The 14,361-nt window shown below is 60.6% G+C and carries 16 protein-coding genes; 13 read left to right on the top strand and 3 right to left on the bottom strand.

What is annotated here, in order from left to right:
• The first annotated feature begins 6 nt into the window (after positions 1-6).
• The 9 genes from argF (at position 7) to ODJ80_RS09080 (ending at position 7,632) form a co-directional block, all read left to right on the top strand.
• Positions 7-930 carry an ornithine carbamoyltransferase gene (argF, locus tag ODJ80_RS09120; protein ID WP_263041827.1) on the top strand — a complete coding sequence of 308 codons (924 nt, stop codon included), beginning with the start codon at positions 7-9 and terminating at the stop codon, positions 928-930.
• A 212-nt stretch (positions 931-1,142) separates the two neighbouring features.
• Positions 1,143-2,180 carry a M20/M25/M40 family metallo-hydrolase gene (locus tag ODJ80_RS09115; protein ID WP_263041826.1) on the top strand — a complete coding sequence of 346 codons (1,038 nt, stop codon included), beginning with the start codon at positions 1,143-1,145 and terminating at the stop codon, positions 2,178-2,180.
• A 10-nt stretch (positions 2,181-2,190) separates the two neighbouring features.
• Positions 2,191-3,015 carry a histidine phosphatase family protein gene (locus ODJ80_RS09110; protein ID WP_178863094.1) on the top strand — a complete coding sequence of 275 codons (825 nt, stop codon included), beginning with the start codon at positions 2,191-2,193 and terminating at the stop codon, positions 3,013-3,015.
• A 117-nt stretch (positions 3,016-3,132) separates the two neighbouring features.
• On the top strand, positions 3,133-3,825 hold the full coding sequence (locus ODJ80_RS09105) for an iron-sulfur cluster assembly scaffold protein (protein WP_177896502.1): 693 nt from the start codon (positions 3,133-3,135) through the stop codon (positions 3,823-3,825).
• Between the two features lie 34 nt (positions 3,826-3,859).
• Complete coding sequence (locus ODJ80_RS09100) at positions 3,860-4,867, top strand: GGGtGRT protein (protein WP_178863092.1); 1,008 nt, start codon at positions 3,860-3,862, stop codon at positions 4,865-4,867.
• Positions 4,868-4,997: 130 nt separating this feature from the next.
• Positions 4,998-5,363: a hypothetical protein gene (locus tag ODJ80_RS09095; RefSeq protein ID WP_263041825.1), complete on the top strand. Its 366-nt coding sequence runs from the start codon at positions 4,998-5,000 to the stop codon at positions 5,361-5,363.
• 20 nt (positions 5,364-5,383) lie between these two features.
• Positions 5,384-5,884 (top strand): DUF1273 domain-containing protein, encoded by a 501-nt coding sequence (locus ODJ80_RS09090; RefSeq protein WP_263041824.1) that lies wholly within the window; start codon positions 5,384-5,386, stop codon positions 5,882-5,884.
• 346 nt (positions 5,885-6,230) lie between these two features.
• On the top strand, positions 6,231-6,422 hold the full coding sequence (locus ODJ80_RS09085; protein WP_178863085.1) for a hypothetical protein: 192 nt from the start codon (positions 6,231-6,233) through the stop codon (positions 6,420-6,422).
• A 160-nt stretch (positions 6,423-6,582) separates the two neighbouring features.
• Positions 6,583-7,632 carry a threonine aldolase family protein gene (locus tag ODJ80_RS09080; protein ID WP_263041823.1) on the top strand — a complete coding sequence of 350 codons (1,050 nt, stop codon included), beginning with the start codon at positions 6,583-6,585 and terminating at the stop codon, positions 7,630-7,632.
• A gap of 75 nt (positions 7,633-7,707) precedes the next feature.
• On the opposite strand, the gene crcB is transcribed toward ODJ80_RS09080, so the two are convergent.
• Both crcB and ODJ80_RS09070 read right to left on the bottom strand, forming a co-directional pair.
• Entirely contained in the window at positions 7,708-8,079 is a 372-nt protein-coding gene (gene crcB, locus ODJ80_RS09075) for a fluoride efflux transporter CrcB (RefSeq protein ID WP_178863081.1), read from the bottom strand.
• Between the two features lie 54 nt (positions 8,080-8,133).
• Positions 8,134-9,084: an L-lactate dehydrogenase gene (locus ODJ80_RS09070; RefSeq protein WP_263041822.1), complete on the bottom strand. Its 951-nt coding sequence runs from the start codon at positions 9,082-9,084 to the stop codon at positions 8,134-8,136.
• A 275-nt stretch (positions 9,085-9,359) separates the two neighbouring features.
• Between ODJ80_RS09070 and ODJ80_RS09065 the strand changes: the two genes are divergently transcribed.
• Together ODJ80_RS09065 and sigE are read left to right on the top strand one after the other, a co-directional pair.
• On the top strand, positions 9,360-10,211 hold the full coding sequence (locus ODJ80_RS09065; protein ID WP_263041821.1) for a sigma-E processing peptidase SpoIIGA: 852 nt from the start codon (positions 9,360-9,362) through the stop codon (positions 10,209-10,211).
• Positions 10,212-10,243: 32 nt separating this feature from the next.
• Positions 10,244-10,957 carry an RNA polymerase sporulation sigma factor SigE gene (sigE, locus tag ODJ80_RS09060; protein WP_263041820.1) on the top strand — a complete coding sequence of 238 codons (714 nt, stop codon included), beginning with the start codon at positions 10,244-10,246 and terminating at the stop codon, positions 10,955-10,957.
• Positions 10,958-11,008: 51 nt separating this feature from the next.
• Here sigE and ODJ80_RS09055 read toward each other — a convergent pair whose 3' ends face one another.
• Positions 11,009-12,196: a hypothetical protein gene (locus ODJ80_RS09055; RefSeq protein WP_263041819.1), complete on the bottom strand. Its 1,188-nt coding sequence runs from the start codon at positions 12,194-12,196 to the stop codon at positions 11,009-11,011.
• A gap of 371 nt (positions 12,197-12,567) precedes the next feature.
• On the opposite strand from ODJ80_RS09055, the gene ylxM reads away from it, so the two are divergent.
• Positions 12,568-12,936, top strand: a complete 369-nt coding sequence (gene ylxM, locus ODJ80_RS09050) for a YlxM family DNA-binding protein (RefSeq protein WP_178863070.1) — start codon at positions 12,568-12,570, stop codon at positions 12,934-12,936.
• 54 nt (positions 12,937-12,990) lie between these two features.
• On the top strand, positions 12,991-14,319 hold the full coding sequence (ffh, locus tag ODJ80_RS09045; protein WP_178863068.1) for a signal recognition particle protein: 1,329 nt from the start codon (positions 12,991-12,993) through the stop codon (positions 14,317-14,319).
• Positions 14,320-14,361 lie beyond the last annotated feature (42 nt).

Genomic DNA, 14,361 nt, shown 5'->3' with positions numbered 1-14,361 from the left:
ACACCCATGAAACACCTGTTGAAGCTGCTGGATCTCACCGGCGAGGAAATTCTCGACATCCTGAACCTGGCCGACCAGCTGAAGTATGAGACCAAGCACGGCATCGAGCACCCCCATCTCAGGGGCAAGTGCCTGGGCATGATTTTTGAGAAGTCCTCCACCCGCACCCGCGTCAGCTTTGAGGTGGGCATCAACCAGCTGGGGGGCTACGCCGTGGTGCTGGGGGCAGAAGGCTCTCAGATCGGCCGGGGCGAACCGGTTCAGGACACGGCCCGGGTGCTCTCCCGCTATGTGGACGGCATCATGATCCGCACCTTCGGTCAGGACGAGGTGGAGGCCCTGGCCCAGTACGGCAGCGTGCCCGTCATCAACGGCTTGACGGACTTCTGCCACCCCTGCCAGGTGCTGGCGGATTTAATGACCATCCGGGAGTACAAGGGCTCTTTGGAAGGGCTGAAGCTGTGCTTTATCGGCGACGGCAACAACATGATGAACTCCCTGATTGTGGGCGGTTTGAAGGTGGGCATGGGCGTGTCCGTTGCCTGCCCCCAGGGCTACCGCCCGCCCCAGGAGATCCTGGAGTTCGCCGCCGGGTACGGGGATAAGTTTGAATTGACAGATTCCCCCCTTCAGGCCGCCAAGGACGCGGACGTGGTCATCACCGACGTGTGGACCTCCATGGGCCAGGAGGAGGAACGCCAGAAGCGGGAAGCGGCCTTTGCCGGCTACTGCGTCGATGAGAAGCTCATGGCCCAAGCCAAGCCCGACGCCATGGTGCAGCACTGCCTGCCCGCCCACCGGGGTGAAGAGATCACCGAGGAGGTGTTCGAGGCCAATGCCCAGTACATTTTCGAGGAGGCAGAGAACCGCCTTCATGCCCAGAAGGCCGTGCTGGTGAAAACCATGGGCGGCGCGAGCCACGGCGAGTAAAGAGGAAAAGGCTTTCGGGCCAGCGGAAAGCGGCGTGCCGGCTGATAAAGAGCCGGTGCGCCGCCTTTTGCTTTGTGCGCAGAAGAAGCCCTTTTCACAGCCAGGAAAAGGGGATGTGAAAAAAGTGCGGCCCCTGGGCTTTTCAACACCATGCCTTTCCGGTATAATGAAAGGCGGAATACTGTGAGAATTAAGGGAGGGATCGAGCCGAGATGAACAAGGAGCTTTTATGGGAGATGCTTGCCACCCCTTCGGCCTCCGGCAGGGAGACAGAGCTGGGGAAAAAGCTGTACGGCTATGCCGGGACATTTTCCCACCAGGTGCGAACCGATGAAATAGGGGACGTGGTGGCTGTGCTCAACCCGGATTGTGATTTCCGGGTGCTGCTGGCCGGCCATATGGATGGGATTGCCCTGCTGGTCACCGCCGTGACCCAGGAGGGCTTTCTGCGGGTGAACCGCACCGGCGGGGTGTTTGCGCCCCTGTATCCTGGCCATAAAGTCCAGGTAATTACGGAGCGCGGTCCGCTGTATGGGTCTGTGGTGTTTACGAGGGAGATGGCCAAGAAAGAAGACCTGGCCCCCAAGGATCTGTATATCGACATCGGGGCCAAAAGCAAGGAGGACGCCCTGGCCCATGTGTCCCTGGGCGACCCCGTGATCTTCGACACGGACTGCCGGGAGCTGCTCAACGGGTGCGTCACCGGCCGGGGCATGGATAACCGCACCGGCGCCTTCATTGTGATGGAAGCGGTGAAAAAAGCCCGGGAGATGGGCTGCAAGGTGGGGGTCTACGGCGCCGCCACCGTGGGGGAGGAGACCACCATGAACGGCGCCTACTTTGTGGCCTCCCGGGTGGAGCCCGCCCTGGCAATCGCCGTGGACGTGACCTACACCAGCGACTACCCAGGCGTGGACACCGCCGCCACCGGAGACGTGCGGGTGGGCGGCGGACCTGTGCTGGTGAACAACCCCAGCTGCCACCGAAAGCTCCAAAGGCTGCTGCGCCAGGCTGCTGAAAAGCAGGGCATCGCCGTGCAGACCGAGGCGGCCACCGGCCGCACCGGCACCGACGGGGACGTGATCCACAAGACCGGGAAGGGCGTGCCCTTCTCTCTGGTGTCCATCCCCCTGCGGTACATGCACTCCCCGGCGGAAGTGGGCAGCCTTGCGGATATCCAGGGCTGCATTGACCTGCTGGCCCAGTTCCTGGCGGACCTGGACCCCAGCCTGGACTTGACTTGGTATTGAGGAGGACCCTATGAAACTTTACGTTACCCGACATGGACAGACCGCTTGGAACCGGGAGAACATCGTCTGCGGCGTCACGGACCTGCCCCTGGACGAGACCGGCATGGAGCAGGCCAGGGAGACCGCCCGAAAGCTGAAGGACACCCCCATCGACCGGGTCATTGTTTCGCCCCTGCTGCGGGCCCGGCAGACCGCCGCCCTCATCTGTGAGGGCCGGGACCTGCCCGTGATGATCGACCCCCGCATCAAAGAGCAGAACTACGGCGTTTACGAGGGGGCCTCCCGTTTTGACGAGGGCTTCCTCAACAACAAGAAGTCCTTTGCCATCCACTACCCCGGCGGGGAGTCCCAGATGTCCACCGCCGCCCGGGTTTACGCCTTCTTGGAGGACATCGCCCAGAAGTACCCGGAGGAGTCCGTGCTGTTGGTGTGCCACGGCGGCATCTGCCGCATTATCGAAAGCTACTTCCACGATATGACCAACGAGGCGTTCTTCCAGTTCAACGCGGGCAACTGCCAGGTGCTGGAGTATGAGCTGGACCTGCCCCAGCGGGAGCGGGAAGGTTCTGTGACTTTTTACGGCTCTGTCATCTGTTCCGGCTGCCGGGAGGCCAAGGAGCTCTTCGCCCAGAAGGGCTTTACCGATTTCCGGTTTGTGGAGATCACTGCCAGCACGGATAACCTGCGGGCCTTTTTAAAGCTGCGGGACACCCGGGAGGAGCTGAGAGAGGCCCGGGAGGAGGGTCGCATTGGCATCCCCTGCTTTGTGCGGGCGGACGGCTCTATCACCCTGGAGGCAGAGGATGTGCTCAAAGAGGCGGGCCTTCCCTGTTAAAATTTCGGCAAAGCTCTTGAAACAAAGGCTTTTTCCGATTATAATGGACACAGATTGGTTTTTCGGACGGCGACGCTGCCGGGCCGGAAGAAAACTGAAACCGAAAGGAGTACCAATATGAACTATTCCCATGAAGTGGAAAATATGTGCACGGTGAAGAAGGGCCCCCATCATGGCCCCGCTCCCATCCCGGAGGAAGGCAAGTGGGTAAAATCCTACCAGATCTCCGATATTTCCGGCTTGTCCCACGGTGTGGGCTGGTGCGCTCCCCAGCAGGGCGCCTGCAAGCTGACCCTGAACGTGAAGGAGGGCATTGTGCAGGAGGCTCTGGTGGAGACCCTGGGCTGCTCTGGCATGACCCATTCCGCCGCCATGGCCGCTGAGATCCTTCCCGGCAAGACCCTGCTGGAGTGTCTGAACACCGACCTGGTGTGTGACGCCATCAACGTGGCCATGCGCGAGATCTTCAAGCAGCTGGCCTATGGCCGCAGCCAGACCGCTTTCTCTGAGGACGGCCTGCCCATCGGCGCCAGCCTGGAGGACCTGGGCAAGGGCCTGCGCAGCCAGGTGGGCACCATGTTCTCCACCGGCCTGAAGGGCGTGCGCTACATGGAGATGGCAGAAGGCTATGTCATCAAGATGGCTCTCGATGAAGAGGGCGAGGTCATTGGCTATCAGTTCGTCAAGGTGGGCAAGATGCTGGAGGATATCCGGCACGGCGTTTCTCCCGACGAGGCCTACAAGAACAACATTGGCCAGTACGGCCGTTTCGACGGCGCTGCCAAGTACATCGACCCCAGAGAAGAATAATTCCCCACACGGATGAACTAAGGAGGACAAGCAAATGGCTAATGACGTCATGTTTGAAGGCAAAGAGAGAAGAATGCCGAAGATCGAGAAGTGTCTGGCCGAGTACGGCATCGGCAGCCTGGAGGAGGCCCGCGAGCTCTGCAAGAGCAAGGGCTTCGATCCCTATGAGATCGTCAAGGGCGTGCAGCCCATCGCTTTTGAGAATGCCGGCTGGGCCTATACCCTGGGCTGCGCCGTGGCCATTAAGAAGGGCGTGAAGACCGCTGCCGACGCTGCCGAGGCCATCGGCATCGGCCTGGAGGCTTTCTGCGTGCCCGGCTCTGTGGCCGAGCAGCGCAACGTGGGCCTGGGCCACGGCAACCTGGGCGCCATGCTGCTCCGCGATGAGACCAAGTGCTTCGCCTTCCTGGCCGGCCACGAGTCCTTCGCGGCTGCTGAGGGCGCTATCGGCATTGCCAAGACGGCCAACCGCGCCCGCAAGGAGCCCCTGCGCATCATCCTCAACGGCCTGGGCAAGGACGCGGCTTACATCATCTCCCGTATCAACGGCTTCACCTATGTGAAGACTGACTACGACTTCTTCACCGGCGAGCTGAAGGTTGTGGAGACCAAGCCCTTCTCCGACGGCGAGCGCGCCGCTGTGAAGTGCTACGGCGCCAACGACGTTCTGGAAGGCGTGGCCATCATGAAGGCTGAGGGCGTGGACGTTTCCATCACCGGCAACTCCACCAACCCCACCCGCTTCCAGCACCTGGTTGCCGGCACCTATAAGAAGTGGGCCCTGGAGAACGGCAAGAAGTACTTCTCCGTGGCTTCCGGCGGCGGCACCGGCCGTACCCTGCATCCCGACAACATGGCTGCCGGCCCCGCTTCTTACGGCCTGACCGACTCCATGGGCCGCATGCACGGCGACGCCCAGTTCGCCGGTTCTTCCTCTGTGCCTGCCCACGTGGAAATGATGGGCCTCATCGGCATGGGCAACAACCCCATGGTAGGCGCTACCGTTGCCTGCGCTGTGGCTGTGTACGAGGGCACCAAGTAAATCTCCCTTTCGGTTTAGCGTATTGTTTCAGTAAGAAAAGCGGCTCCTGCGGGGGCCGCTTTTTGCGTTGGTTGACATTCTTCCCGGTTGCTGGTATCCTTTAAGAAAAGGGCCAAGGGAGTGACCTTCCGTGAAAAAGCGGGCAGCTGTTTTGCTGGCGCTGGCGTTTTTGCTGCTGCTGGCAGGGATGTATTTCCTTGCCCCGGTCCGCCCCGCCCTTGCCGGGGCCACGGCTAACCGGCACATCCAGGAGCGCTATGGAGCCTATGAGCTTCCCCCTGTGGAGGAAAGCCTTTCCGTGGAACTCCGCGGCCGGCGTGCTCTGGGCGTCATGGTGGAATGGGTTGCGGAGTACGGGGCGTCGGCGGAAAACGGCCAGTATCTGGCAGTTGTAAACGTGAATGGCTGGCTGCCCTTCCTGGTGGAAGAAAGCCGCCTGTACGAAACGTCGGGGAATGAGGCGGCTCTTGTGGAGGAATATCTTGGAGATGAATAACACAGAAAGGAGTGCTCCCTTTGGAGCGTGAGACAAGCTGCTGCTTTACCGGCCACCGCCGTATCCCTGCTCAGGAGGGGCTTTGGCTCCGGCGCAAACTGCGCGAGGAGATCAGCGCCCTGGCAGAGGGGGGCGTTGCCACATTTCTGGCGGGAGGCGCTTTGGGCTTTGACACCATGGCTGCCCAAGAGGTGCTTCGGGTGCGGGGAGAGCGTTTTCCCCATTTGCGGTTGGTGCTGGTGCTCCCCTATGTAGGGCAGGAGTCCCAGTGGAGCCAACGGGATGCCGCCGTCTACCGGGCGCTGCTGCGCCAGGCGGATGAGGTGGTATACACAGCGAAAGCCTATACCCGGGGCTGCCTGTTCCTGCGCAACCGCTATTTGGTGGACCACAGTGCGCATTGTGTTTGCTACCTGCAGCGGGATACAGGAGGGACGGCCTATACCGTGCGGTACGCGCGGGAGCGGGGATTGGTGATCCACGACCTGACCCAGGGTTGGAAAAAGGAAAAGCCCCTGTGAAAGGGCCCGGCAGAGAAGAGGCGCAAGGCCTCATTCCTGCCGGGCTTTACTTTGCCCTTTTTTGGCTTTAGCACAGTGCTTTTTCAGAGTGTTTGCAGCTTTGAAAAAGCCGCTGTGCAGAAAGAGAGTGTTTTTCGTGGAAAAACGCCTTTGCAAAGCTCAAAAATGAATTTTTGGATCTTCAAAAAATATTTTGGTAAAATAGCATAAAGATGTTGAAAATATCGAAGATATATGCTAGAATATAGATGCTGAAGAGAGCGGGGCGTGAACGGACCCGGTGGAAACTGTCTCTCAGGAAAATACAAATTTTCAATCCTGCTTTGCGGAAGAAAGGAAGATCGCAATGTTTGATTTTGTAGAGCAGCCTGTTACTATAAGAAATTCTGAATACCCCATGTACAATGACCGTCCCAACCGCGTGGTTATGCAGGGCGGCTTGCAGCCGGTGGCCTTCGTGCAGGAGGATATCCGCACGCTGGAGCGCCCCCAGTCCCTGCTGGGCTCCTTCTTTGGTTTTCATAGGCGCAAGGGCTGACCATCTCCCTCCTCCAGCCCTTGAGAGTTCTCCTTTCACAGACGCCCCTGCCGCGTTTTTGCGGCAGGGGCGTTCTTTTTTTGGAAAACCGCTTGACGGATCTTTTTCCGCTTCTTATGATAAGAACGGCAGAGAATCCATTCAATAGGGAGGAATACCCATGCTCTATTTTAACTGCGATTACACCGAGGGATGCCATCCCCGGATTTTGGAAAAGCTGGCAGAGACCAATTTGACCCAGACCGTGGGCTATGGGGAGGACGAATACTGCCAGGCGGCCCGGGCCCTGATCCGCAAGGAGTGCGGCCGGGAGGATGTGGATGTGCACTTTCTGGTGGGGGGCACCCAGGCCAATTTCACGGTGATCCGGGCGGCGCTGCGGCCCCATCAAGGGGCTATCGCCCCGGTGACAGGGCATATCAACGGCCATGAGACCGGCGCGGTGGAGGCCACCGGCCACAAGGTGCTGGCCCTGCCCTGCGGCCCGGAGGGAAAGCTGACCGCCGCTCAAGTGGAGGAGACCGTGGCCGCCCACTGGGCCGACGAGGCCCGGGAGCACCTGGTCCAGCCCAAGCTGGTGTACATCTCCCACCCCACGGAGAACGGCGCCCTTTACACCCGTTCTGAATTGGAAGCCCTCGGCCGTGTGTGCCGGGAAAGGGGCTTGTACCTGTTTTTGGATGGGGCCCGCCTGGGCTATGGACTGACCGCCCGGGGGACGGACATTTCCATTGCGGACCTGGCCCGGCTGTGCGATGTGTTCTACATCGGCGGCACCAAGTGCGGCGCCCTCTTTGGAGAGGCGGTGGTCATCGCAAACCCCGAGCTGAAGCAGGACTTCCGCTACGCCATCAAGCAGAACGGCGGCATGCTGGCCAAGGGCAGGCTGCTGGGGCTGCAGTTCCTGGCATTGTTTGAGGACGGGCTCTATTACCGCATCTGCCGGGAAGCCAACGAGAAAGCCTACCGCATTGCCGCTGCCTGCCAAGGGGCTGGGTTCCCCTTCTTCGCCCCCTCCTTCACCAACCAGCAGTTCCCCGTCTTCCCCAACCGGCTGCTGGCCAGGCTGCGGGAAAAGTACGCGGTCTCCGTCTGGGCCAAGGTGGATGAAGAGCACACCGCCATCCGCCTGTGCACCAGCTGGGCCACCCGGGAGGAGGCGGTGGACCAGCTCATCGCGGATATCCAAATCCTGGGCAGGGAGCTGTGAAGCACGCCTTCCAGATATAAACGGTCCCCGAAGCCGCGCCGCTTCGGGGACCGTTTTTGTCCTGTTTCCCGCCCATCAGGCGTTCGCCAGCATCTGGGCCAGCGCCTGGCCCAACAGGACCCCCGCCACACAGAGGGCCACGCTGGCCAGAATATAGGCCCCGCCTAGCAGATATTTGCCGTTTTGGAACAGCGTCACTGCCTCCAGGGAAAAGGTGGAGAAGGTGGTGAAGCCCCCGCAGACGCCGGTCTGCCAGAAGAGCTTTCCCCGCTCCCCAAGCAGGCGCTGGGAGAAGAGCCCGCTGAGAAACCCGATGGCCACCGCTCCCAGAAAGTTGGTGAGCAGCGTCAGCAGGGGGAAAGCCCCCTTCCAGGGCAGTAGGCTCAGGCCGTACCGGCCCGCGGCCCCCAGGGCGCCGCCCAAGGCCACAAAAAGCAGAGAAGTCATTCCGCGTCCCTTTCTTTCCACACAGTTTGCAAGATTGGTGGAGAGCCCGGCCTGTTACAGCTCCAAGCCCTGGTAGCTCTCCTGAAGGATGGCGCAGGAGTCTCCGAATTTCTGGCGCTCCTCCTCGGTGAGGGAGAGCTCCAGCACCCGGTCCACGCCGTTGCGGTTGACGATGCAGGGCACCCCGGCGAACACATCCCGCTGGCCGTATTCCCCCCGCAGCCGGGCAGACACAGTGAGCACGCTGTTTTCATTGGACAGCACCGCCCGGACAATGCGCACCAAGGACATGCCGATGCCGTAGTAGGTGGCCCGCTTTGCCTCGATAATCTTCTGGGCGGCGTCCCGCACCTCCAGGCTGATTTTCTGCATCTCCTCCAAGCAGAACCTGCCGTCGGAGTGCTCGCAGATATCCAGCACGGATTTGGTGGCCACCATGGCCTGGCTCCAGGGGACGAACTCGCTGTCGCCGTGCTCGCCGATGACATAGGCGTGGACGTTGCGGGGGTCCACAGTGAAGTAGTCCCCCAGCAGGTAGCGCAGCCGGGCGGTGTCCAGGGTGGTGCCGGTGCCGAACACCCGGTTGGAGTTGAAGCCAGAGAGCTCATAGGTGACCCGGGTCATAATGTCCACCGGGTTGGTGGCCACCAGGAAAATCCCCGAGAAGCCCGAGTGGGTGATGGGGGAGATGATGGACTGGAACACCGCCGCGTTCCGCTTGAGCAGGTCCAGGCGGGACTCCCCCGGCTTCTGGCTGACCCCTGCGCAGATGACTACCACATCCGCGTCGGTGCAGTCGCTGTAATCCCCGGCGTAGATTCTCATGCTGGAGGGGGCGAATGCCACCCCGTGGTTCAGGTCCATAGCCTCGCCCTCGGCCCGGCGCTTGTCAATATCTACCAGCACCAGCTCATCGCACAACGCCTGGTTCAAGGCAGAGTAGGCAAAGCTCATACCCACCATGCCGGTGCCCACCAGAACGATCTTCCTCTTGTTCAAATACATAGCGTTCCCTTCCTTTCTGAGTGCGGTCCTATTTTTATTGGTATAGGGTGCGCAAAGCGCCCCTTCACTATCCAAAATGCGGCACTGCCCGGTCGGATGCTTTTGCGGGCTTGGCGCCTTGTGTAACTATTATATCCTCAAAATTTGGGAAAATCAATAGAAAACAAGAATTTTTCTTATTTTTAAACTGGCCTGCTTTCCCTCACGCCGCTCCCACAAAGCGACAGGGCTTTCCCCGGGAAGGACTTATAATAAGCTGTGACAGGAGGAATGCTATGACAGTTTACGCCGATGTGCTGGCCGTCACCAACCTGTATGTGGATTTTTTTCTGCTGTGGTGTGTGCGGAGGTCCCTGCACCTGCGGGTGAGAAACCGCCGTTTGGCGCTGGGCGCCGCGGTGGGGGCGGCCTGTTCCCTTGTGTGCCTGCTGCCCCAGCAGCCCTTGTGGCTGGCCCTTCTTTGGGGTGGGGCTTCTGCCGCGTTGACTACAGCGGCAGCCTTTTGCCCCCTTTCCCGCCGGGGGTTCCTCCGGGCCTTTTTGTGTTTTTGGGCCTTTTCCTTTCTCCTGGCCGGATTTTTCCTGTTCCTCATCCGCTGGTTTGCCCCACGGAACCTGGCGGTGGTGGGGCACGCGGTGTACCTGGACCTGTCCCCCCTGCTGCTGTTCCTGTTCACGGCAGCAGCCTATCTGGTGCTGTGGCTCTTTCAAAAGCTGTTCCACCGGGAGGACCTGTCCCATCAATCCCGCCGGTTCCTGGTGGAGCAAAACGGGAAATCTGTCCAAATCTGGGCCCGGGCCGACACGGGCAACACCCTGCGGGAGCCCTTTTCCGGACTGCCGGTCCTGGTCTGCGCCCCGTCGGCCTTGGGAGAGGCGGTCCCTGCCGGCCTGGCCGGCTTGCTGGAGCGGGGGGAACCTCCCGACCCGGGGAGCTCCCTGCGGCTGGTGCCCTTTGAGAGCCTGGGCGGTTCGGGGGTGCTGCCCGCATTCCGGCCGGAACGGGTGCTGTGCCTGCCCGAAAAGGAGCCGGTCTCCTGTTACGTCGCCCTGTGGGAGCGGGGGTTTGCCGCCGGGCCGTACCAGGCCCTGTACAATCCCGACCAGTTTCCAGGGCTCGCCCACTAGCCCCTCGATCTTGTGTTTAGGAGGTCTTTGCCATGTTCCAGAAAATTCGCGATCTGCTGGCCCGGCTGCTCTGGCGGCTGTTCCCGCCGGAAAGCCGGGGCTGCCATTACATCAATGGGCCGGAGACCCTGCCCCCGCCCCTGACCAAGGAGGAGGAGGCCCAGGTGATGGAGAACATCCGCAGCGGGGTGTCCGGCGCCCGGGAGCCCCTCATCACCCACAACCTGCGGCTGGTGGTGTACATCGCCAAAAAGTTTGAAAGCCCCGGCGCCAGCGTGGAGGATTTGATTTCCATTGGCACCATCGGGCTCATCAAGGCGGTGAACACCTTCCAGGTGGAGCGGAACATCAAGCTGGCCACCTACGCCAGCAGGTGCATCGAGAACGAGATCCTGATGCACCTGCGGAAGAGCTCTCAGCTGCGCCACGAGGTCTCCATCGACGATCCCCTGAACGTGGACTGGGACGGCAACGAGCTGCTGCTCTCCGACCTTTTGGGCAGCGAGCCCGACGCGGTGAACCAGGACATCGAGCGGGAGGCCGAGCGCACTATGCTCCGCAGCGCTGTGGACCGCCTCTCCCCTCGGGAGCGGACCATCATGGTGCTGCGCTTCGGGCTGGGGTCGGCCAAGGAGCACACCCAAAAGGAGGTGGCCGACCACCTGGGCATCTCCCAGTCCTACATATCCCGGCTGGAAAAGCGCATCATCCACCGGCTGCGCCGGGACCTGGAAAAAGCCGGCTGAGCGCCCCAGCCCATGAAAAAAGCACCCCGCGGGGTGCTTTTTTGTTTGCGGTCATTCGCCGCCGGAATAGGACGGGGGATTGCTGGCGTAGGTGGCATAGACCTGGATGCCGGCGGCCACCTGGTCGTACTCCTCCTGGGTGTAGCCGTCCACACCCACCCGGTCCCGCAGATATTGGAGGTACTCCTCTTTGGCCTTCTCCGGCTGGGGTGGGTGGTTCTTGTTCACCTGATCCAGCTGTTTGAGGAAAGCGTCCACGGAGAGACCTTCCTCTGTATAGGCGTTCCGCACAGAGCCGTTCGGGTCCTCCCTCAGAGAGGCTGTGTCCCCGCACAGGTACATACCCTGGGTGTTGCCGTATACATAATAGTAGTCCCCCTCTGTATGGAAGTTGCCCCCCATGCCCGGCTGGTACAGAAACAGCAGGTAGTTTTCCTCCTCCTGAAACTGGAGGACTTCATCCACTTCCAAATCCAGAGCGCCTACCCGGCCCCCCAGGCTCCGCACGGCGATGACAGGGCCCGCCGCCTCGCCTCGCAGGGTCTCCAGCACTTCAAAGTAGTACTCGGTATAGTTTTGCAGGCCGCCGTTGCCCTCGCTGCCAGCGGAGCGGACGCGGAAGGGCCGGGATACCTCTTTTAGACGGCACACCGCCACCAGGTGGGAGCCTTCCAACAGGTCCTCGGTGTCCATGGCCACCATCAACCCCCCTGTGCCCATGCTGCTGTGGATAGGCTCTCCGTTCTCCGCTTCCACGGTCCCGTTGGGATTGACGGTAAAGGGCACCGCCCCCACGCCCTCCACACAAAAGCGGTAGCGCCCCGGCAGGGCCAGGGTCTCCGGGGGAAGCTCCGCAGTGAACGTCCAGGCGTCCCCCACATCCAGTGTCTCCGGGCCCTCGTCCCGGGAGAGGCTTTCCGTCACCCGGTGAAAGGTCCCGCCCTGGGAAAAGTCCACCCACTGTTCTCCCCCAGTAGTCGCTTGGAGCCGGGCCAGGGTGCTCAGGTTGTCCACTGTGTAGGACACCTTGCCGGAGCCGTTTTCCTCCCTGTCGACCTCGATCCATAGGGTCGCGCCCTCCCCGCTGGGGTCAGGGGAGGTCCCTTCGCCCCAGTAAGGGAATTGTTGAGCGGGCAAGGTGTTCCACCAAAGGAAAAGGGCTGTGCCCCCAGCTATACAGGCCCCCAGCAAAAAGGCTGGGACGGCCACTTTCCAGTAGTTGCGCCAGTTTTTCCCCATTTCGATCACCAAACCTCTCTTTCTAAAAGGTGACAAAGCGCGCGAAATTGAAATAGTCAAGGGAATATACAAGAGGGTTTCACATACACCGTTCTCTGCTTTTTCACTGAAAATTTCTGTTTATATAAGTATATACTATATATTATTAAATGTCAATAGATAAAAGCGCTGCATCCGTATTAAATCTATGTAAAATTAAGGATTCTTGCAAGAAGTGCCGGAAAAAAGCGGCTCCTGCTGGGCGGGGAGGGCGCCGCATGGTTCGCCGCCCTACAAATTTCCCCTTCCCTGTTGACAAAATCGCTGGAATCGTGTATAATTCCTAATGCTGTAAAGAAAAGCACTTTACACGCTGTGAAGGAGGCGGGAGTGTGGCAAAGGACCTGCGCATCAGCTTTCTGCTGGATTTTTACGGTGATATGCTCACCGAGACACAGCGGGAAGTGGTGGACGCCTATTACAATGAGGACCTCTCCTTGGCGGAGATCGCCCAAGACCGGGAGATCACCCGCCAAGGCGTGCGGGACGCCATTAAGCGCGCCGAGCAGCAGCTTTTGGAGATGGAAGAGCGTTTGGGCCTGGCCCGGCGCTTTCAAGATATCCAGAAAGCCCTGACGCTGATCTGCGACTGTGCCCTGAGCATTCAGGACTTGAACGAGAGAAACGGCAGAGTGCCCGGCATTGATGAGAACGTCTCCAAAATTCTGGAGTGTGCCCAGGATATCGCGGTGGAGGCCTGAAGCATCGGCCAGGGCACGCAATGAAAATGATTTTGACTTTCAGGAGGGAAGACCGTGGCGTTTGAAGGCTTGGCAGAAAAACTGAGCAATTCCTTTAAGAAGCTCCGCAGCAAGGGCAAGCTCACCGAGGCGGACGTGAAAGAAGCCATGCGGGAAGTGCGCCTGGCCCTGCTGGAAGCGGACGTCAACTACAAGGTTGCCAAGGAGTTCACCGGCCGGGTGACCGAGCGGGCCGTGGGCAGCGAGGTGATGGAGAGCCTGACCCCCGCCCAAATGGTCATTAAAATCGTCAACGAGGAGCTGACCGCTCTGATGGGCGGCAGCGAGGAGCGGCTGAAAATGCCCGCCCACCCGCCCGCCATCATTATGATGTGCGGCCTGCAGGGCGCGGGCAAGACCACCCATGCCGCCAAGCTGGCCTACCAGCTGAAGTCCCAGGGCCACCGCCCCCTGCTGGTGGCGGGGGATATTTACCGCCCTGCAGCCATTAAACAGCTGCAGGTGGTGGGGGAGAAGGCCGGCGCCCCGGTTTTTGAGAAGGGCACCCAGGACCCAGTGGCCACCGCCCAGGAGGCTGTGCGCCATGCCAAGGATTACGGCAACGACTACGTCATTATCGACACTGCCGGCCGGCTGCAGATTGACGAGGCCCTGATGGAGGAGCTCCGCCGCATCAAAGAGGCGGTGCACCCCACGGATATCCTGCTGGTGGTGGACGCCATGACCGGCCAGGAGGCCGTGAACGTGGCCAAGTCCTTCGACGATTTGCTGGATATCACAGGCGTCATCCTCACCAAGCTGGACGGCGACACCCGGGGCGGCGCGGCGCTGTCCGTCAAAGCCGTCACCGGCAAGCCCATCAAGTTCGCGGGCACCGGCGAGAAGCTCTCCGATTTGGAGGTCTTCCATCCGGACCGGATGGCCAGCCGTATTCTGGGCATGGGCGATGTGCTCTCCCTGATTGAGGATGCCCAGCTGAAGCTGGACGAGAAGGCTGCGGAAAAAACGGCCCAGCGGCTGATGCAGAATAAGATGGACCTCAACGACCTGCTGGACCAGTTCCAGCAGGTGAAGAAAATGGGTCCCATCAAGGGAATCCTGTCCAAGCTGCCCGGCGTGGGCAACAAGCTGGACGATGTGGACATCGACGACCGCATTATGGACCGCAGCGCGGCCATCATCCTCTCTATGACCCCCTACGAGCGCTCCCACCCGGACTGCTTGAACGCTTCCCGGAAGAAGCGGATTGCCGCGGGCTGCGGCATGAAGGTGGAGGATGTGAACCGCCTTTTGAACCAGTTTAAACAGACCCAGAAGCTGATGAAGCAGTTTGGCGGCCTGGGCAAGGGCAAACGCCGCCGGATGCCGAACCTGCCCTTCTAAAAGCGGCCTTTATCCGTTAAGATATTGCCGGGGCGCAAAGCC

Source organism: Acutalibacter sp. LFL-21 (assembly GCF_025630755.1).
Classification (GTDB): domain Bacteria; phylum Bacillota; class Clostridia; order Oscillospirales; family Acutalibacteraceae; genus Acutalibacter; species Acutalibacter stercoravium.
Note: the sequence above shows the minus strand (reverse complement) of the source record. Positions and strands in the feature narration are given on the sequence as shown.

Excerpts from the sequence above, each read along its gene's own strand:
- argF (WP_263041827.1), top strand. The coding sequence starts at position 7 with ATGAAACACCTGTTGAAGCTGCTGGATCTCACCGGCGAGGAAATTCTC.
- ODJ80_RS09115 (WP_263041826.1), top strand. The coding sequence starts at position 1,143 with ATGAACAAGGAGCTTTTATGGGAGATGCTTGCCACCCCTTCGGCCTCC.
- ODJ80_RS09110 (WP_178863094.1), top strand. The coding sequence starts at position 2,191 with ATGAAACTTTACGTTACCCGACATGGACAGACCGCTTGGAACCGGGAG.
- ODJ80_RS09105 (WP_177896502.1), top strand. The coding sequence starts at position 3,133 with ATGAACTATTCCCATGAAGTGGAAAATATGTGCACGGTGAAGAAGGGC.
- ODJ80_RS09100 (WP_178863092.1), top strand. The coding sequence starts at position 3,860 with ATGGCTAATGACGTCATGTTTGAAGGCAAAGAGAGAAGAATGCCGAAG.
- ODJ80_RS09085 (WP_178863085.1), top strand. The coding sequence starts at position 6,231 with ATGTTTGATTTTGTAGAGCAGCCTGTTACTATAAGAAATTCTGAATAC.
- ODJ80_RS09080 (WP_263041823.1), top strand. The coding sequence starts at position 6,583 with ATGCTCTATTTTAACTGCGATTACACCGAGGGATGCCATCCCCGGATT.
- crcB (WP_178863081.1), bottom strand. The coding sequence starts at position 8,079 with ATGACTTCTCTGCTTTTTGTGGCCTTGGGCGGCGCCCTGGGGGCCGCG.
- ODJ80_RS09070 (WP_263041822.1), bottom strand. The coding sequence starts at position 9,084 with ATGTATTTGAACAAGAGGAAGATCGTTCTGGTGGGCACCGGCATGGTG.
- ODJ80_RS09065 (WP_263041821.1), top strand. The coding sequence starts at position 9,360 with ATGACAGTTTACGCCGATGTGCTGGCCGTCACCAACCTGTATGTGGAT.
- sigE (WP_263041820.1), top strand. The coding sequence starts at position 10,244 with ATGTTCCAGAAAATTCGCGATCTGCTGGCCCGGCTGCTCTGGCGGCTG.
- ODJ80_RS09055 (WP_263041819.1), bottom strand. The coding sequence starts at position 12,196 with ATGGGGAAAAACTGGCGCAACTACTGGAAAGTGGCCGTCCCAGCCTTT.